We start from the raw sequence: 4,622 nt of genomic DNA on the forward strand, positions 1-4,622 counted from the left end.
CTTTCAATTCTTCCACGGGGTGAGAAATGCCAGATTAGCAGATAGAGATGTTATGGGATTCCACCTTCATGCCACCATTATCACCTTCGTCAAATGCATATGGCTATCCGTTGCTGATTAAACACTTGCTGGCCGGATCTCAGCTCGCGTCAGCCAGCCAAGAGATCGTCAGCGGCACCAAAATGCGGTTGAGTTATGCGGATTTGGGCAAACGCGTACGCCAACTTGCCAGTTCTCTAAAGGCCAGCGGGATAGGTGAGGGCATGCGCGTCGGCGTCATGGATTGGGATACCCACCGCTATCTTGAGTGTTTTTTCGCGATCCCGATGATGGGCGCGTCCCTTTTCACGATCAACGTGCGACTATCTCCTGCTCAGGTTCTTTATACGATCAACCATGGGCAACCAGATCTGATCATCGTGCACCGCGATTTCATGTCGCTCATAGAGGGTATCAAATCGGGCTTTGATCGGGACATCACCATCGTGCCGATTGGAGACGGAGAAGGATATGAAGAGTGGATAGGCGAGGCCCCAGACAGCTTTGACTTCCCGGACTTCGATGAAAACCAAACCGCAACCCTGTTTTATACGACCGGGACCACCGGCAATCCCAAGGGGGTGAGCTATTCACACCGGCAGTTGGTCCTTCACACGTTGGGCCTGATCGCCGGCTTCGGAGCGTGGCCCGGAAACGCCGGATTTCATCGCGGCGACGTCTACATGCCGCTGACGCCCTTGTTTCACGTCCACGGCTGGGGATTTCCATATGCCGCAACGATGCTGGGGCTGCGTCAGGTCTATCCCGGTCGATATGACCCTGACACAATCTTACGATTGATTGCAGACGAAGGCGTCACCTTTTCCCACTGCGTGCCCACGGTTCTGTCAATGGTGCTCGACCATCCGGGCTGCCCACAAATTGACCTGGACAGATGGAAAGTGATCATTGGCGGGGCCGCTTTGCCGCGCAATTTGCAGGACCGGGCGGCGGCGGCAGGCATATCCTTGCATGCGGCCTATGGGATGTCCGAGACCTGTCCGTTTCTGACGGTGGCCGATTTGTCCAGCGACGATCCAGAGGTGCAGGCGCAAACCGGCTTTCCCGGCCCGCTTGTCGACCTTCGTGTTGTGACACCGGATATGCAGGACGTTCCACATGACGGCGAAACAACCGGCGAAGTTGTTGCTCGGGCTCCCTGGTTGACACAAGGCTATCTGGATAATGCGCAAGCCTCGGATGAGCTTTGGGACGGTGGGTATCTGCATACCGGGGATGTTGGGTATATCCGCGAGAATGGATCGTTGCAGATTACTGACCGCCTCAAGGATGTGATCAAGACCGGCGGCGAATGGATATCTTCACTGGCACTGGAAAACATAGCATCGTCTTGCAGCGGCGTTGAGGACGTCGCAGCAATCGGGCTGCCGCACGCGAAATGGGGCGAAAGGCCAGTGTTGGTCGCTCAAGCCGCAAAGGATGCCGATCCGGATCTTGTGCGCTTGAGAGTCATTGAAGAAATCCAGTCGCGTGTCGGTGCAGGCGAGATCTCAAAATGGGCAGTTCCAGACGAGATAGTCTTTGTCGACCGCCTACCTAAAACCAGCGTCGGCAAGCTCGACAAGAAACTCGTGCGGAAAGATATTTCAACGCGCTCGGACTTTAAATCATGACAGACAAGCAACGCCGTATTCAGGCGCTTATCGGGTCCATTGTCACCTATCTGCAGGCTCACAGAGCTGCCACGCGCGGCGTTGACCTGACGTTGGACAAGCTGGCAGCCATGGACCTGAAGGGTGAGAGGCTCATTGATTTACCTCCCCAAGGAACCCGGCACGATGAGGTTCTGAAGAACGCCATCGCCGGGATTGTCGCCCCCGAATTGCAGGAAATCGCAGGTTGTCTGAAAGCGGCCAAGGATGATCTGATCTGGCGCGAAGACAACGCCCAATTCTATCCCCCTGGTGCCGAATTGGGCGAGGGATACACAAAGTGTAACCTACATACTCTGCTGATTGGGCCAGACGCATGTGGACATCACCATCCCGATTTCAACCTTGGCATTTTCATGCTGGGTCCAAGGACGCTGTATCGCGACCACAACCACGACGCGCCAGAGCTGTACCTGAACCTGTCCGAGAAATCTGGTTGGCGGTTTGGCACCCGTGACTGGCAGGATTATCCGGCTGGATCACTTATCTGGAACGCGGCGGGCGATCCCCACGCCACCCGGGTCTATGACCAGCCATTCATCTCCGTCTTTGTCTGGCTCGAGAACGTGAATTCACCCTGCAACGTAATCCACTTCGACGATTGGGCAGAGATCGAACAAGATCTTGCCAAACAGTCCAATTGAGGTTTCCAAACATGATTTCCACTAAACACACCGAGAGTGTCGCTTTCATTGAGCTGAATGCCCCGCCAGTGAACGCTCTTGGTCTCAAGATGCGACTGGCGCTTTCCTCGGCCATCCACGAGCTGGACGCCGATGAACAGGTCAAAGCTATCGTTCTATGCTCGGCTCTGCCGCTCTATTGCGGCGGCGCTGATATCGTTGAGTTCCGCACCGGGGCAGTTTGGGACAAGCCGGACCTGCCAGACCTGTGTGTAACGATTGAAACCAGCAAGAAACCCATTATCGCCGCGATAGCAGGTCCCGCTATGGGTGGTGCGCTGGAGATCGCGCTTGCCTGTGATTACCGTGTCGCCACGCCGGATGCCGTGATGGGCCTACCTGAGATCAAACTGGGGCTGCTGCCTGGTGCCGGAGGCACCCAACGACTACCCCGGATTGCCGGTCTGGAAGTGGCAACGCAAATGATCCTTTCCGGTGACCCCGTGAAAGGCGATTATGCCCTGTCTTGTGGGCTGGTCGACGCACTATTTGAGAACGACCAGGATTTTCGCGCGCATGTTTTGGGTTTCGCCACCCGTGTCAGCCATGAGGGCGATCCGAAACGCAGTTGCGCGGATATGACCGTCACACATCCTGATCCGAAGGGTTATCTCGCGGGTTTCCGAGACCAGATAGCGCACACGTCCAAAAACCTTGTCGCCCCTGAACGATGTTTGGTGTCCATCGAGGCCGCGTGCGAAATGCCGCTGGCCGAGGGGTTGGCACAAGAGAAGGCAGGTTTCGCTGAACTGCTCGACACACCTCAATCGCGGGCGGGGCGGCGTCTGTTCTTTGCAGAGCGTGAATGCACCAAGGTTCCCGGCGTTACCCGTGCTGACCAACCACGTAGCATTTCATCGGTGGCTATGATCGGTGCCGGAACAATGGGGCGCGGCATTGCCATCGCCTTTCTGCAGGCGGGGTATCCGGTCACGTTTCTGGAAACCACGCAAGGTGCGCTCGAACAGGGGCTGGAAAAGGTCCGGGAGCATTTCCAGCGTGCGGCTCAAAAAGGGCGGCTCAGTGCGGATCGGGCAGAGGCAATCTCCGCCAACGCCACCGGGACACTCAGCTACGGCGACCTTGCAGAGGCCGACCTGATCATTGAAGCGGCGTTTGAAAGCATGGATGTCAAACGCCAGATTTTTGAAGCCCTGGACCGACACGCAAAACCTGGCGCGATACTGGCCTCAAACACATCGACATTGGATGTTGATGAAATCGCCGCAGTCACATCCCGCCCGGAGGATGTGATTGGTCTCCATTTCTTCAGCCCGGCCAATGTCATGCGCTTGCTGGAGGTGGTGCGCGGCGCCAAGACCGCTCCCGATGTCATTGCAACGGCAATCACGGTCGCAAAGAAGATCCGGAAGCTCCCTGTCACGGTTGGCGTGTGCTACGGCTTTGTTGGAAACCGGATGCTGGAGCCATACTTCCGCGAAGGATCCCGTCTGCTTCTAGAGGGGGCGACGCCGAAACAGGTGGATGACGTCCTTGAAGGCTTCGGCATGGCCATGGGCATTCATGCGATGGCAGATCTGGCGGGAGTCGATGTGGGCGCCCGCGTGCGTCAGGAGCGGCGTAGTGAAATCGCGCATGACCCGACATACCAGGCTGTGCAGGACAGGTTGTTTAAACTAGGCCGACTGGGTCAGAAAACCGGGCGAGGAAGCTATGTCTACGAGGGGCGGACGCGGGTCGAAGACCCTGAGATTGTTCAAATCAGTGCCCATTTGGCAGACTTGCATGGCGTGAAGCGCAGGGAAATCGACGATCAGGAAATCCTTGAGCGTTGTCTGTTCCCCCTGATCAACGAGGGCTTCTTGATCCTTGAAGAGGGCATTGCGACGCGCCCGGGTGATTGCGACCTGATCTGGACCAACGGCTATGGCTTTCCGAACTGGCGCGGCGGCCCAATGCACTATGCCGACGAGTTTGGATTAAGCCAGATTCTGGAACGCATGAACCACTATCGGCAGTCGCTTGGTGCCTATGGTGAGATGTGGTTCACGCCTGCGCCTTTGCTGGAAGAACTCGCAACCTCGGGCGTAACACTTGCCGCGCATTTTGATGCCAAAAAGGAAAAATCATGAGAGAAGCCGTTATCGTCTCAACCGCACGAACCCCTATTGGGGTTGCCTTCAAAGGTTCGCTGAACAACATCAAATCCCCTACCATGATGGGGCACGCCATTCAACACGCTGTTGAACGTGCAGGCGTGGACCCC

The 4,622-nt window shown here is 56.6% G+C and carries 4 protein-coding genes; all 4 read left to right on the forward strand.

The features are described 5' to 3' along the window. Positions 1-68: 68 nt before the first annotated feature. Positions 69-1,673, forward strand: a complete 1,605-nt coding sequence (locus AC2FLD_RS22255) for a fatty acid--CoA ligase (protein WP_496674487.1) — start codon at positions 69-71, stop codon at positions 1,671-1,673. Then, positions 1,670-2,356 carry a dimethylsulfonioproprionate lyase family protein gene (locus tag AC2FLD_RS22260; RefSeq protein ID WP_014880570.1) on the forward strand — a complete coding sequence of 229 codons (687 nt, stop codon included), beginning with the start codon at positions 1,670-1,672 and terminating at the stop codon, positions 2,354-2,356. Before AC2FLD_RS22255 ends, AC2FLD_RS22260 begins: the two co-directional genes overlap by 4 nt. Before the next feature lie 11 nt (positions 2,357-2,367). Continuing rightward, complete coding sequence (locus AC2FLD_RS22265; protein ID WP_496803733.1) at positions 2,368-4,488, forward strand: 3-hydroxyacyl-CoA dehydrogenase NAD-binding domain-containing protein; 2,121 nt, start codon at positions 2,368-2,370, stop codon at positions 4,486-4,488. Then, positions 4,485-4,622: thiolase family protein (locus tag AC2FLD_RS22270; RefSeq protein ID WP_496803734.1), on the forward strand; the 138-nt coding region annotated here is incomplete at its 3' end. The genes AC2FLD_RS22265 and AC2FLD_RS22270, both read left to right, overlap by 4 nt.

It is taken from the genome of Ruegeria sp. CDSA021 (genome assembly GCF_059612325.1).

What these genes read in the sequence shown, in the direction of transcription:
- AC2FLD_RS22255 (WP_496674487.1), top strand. Translation starts at nt 69, where the DNA reads ATGCCACCATTATCACCTTCGTCAAATGCATATGGCTATCCGTTGCTG.
- AC2FLD_RS22260 (WP_014880570.1), top strand. Translation starts at nt 1,670, where the DNA reads ATGACAGACAAGCAACGCCGTATTCAGGCGCTTATCGGGTCCATTGTC.
- AC2FLD_RS22265 (WP_496803733.1), top strand. Translation starts at nt 2,368, where the DNA reads ATGATTTCCACTAAACACACCGAGAGTGTCGCTTTCATTGAGCTGAAT.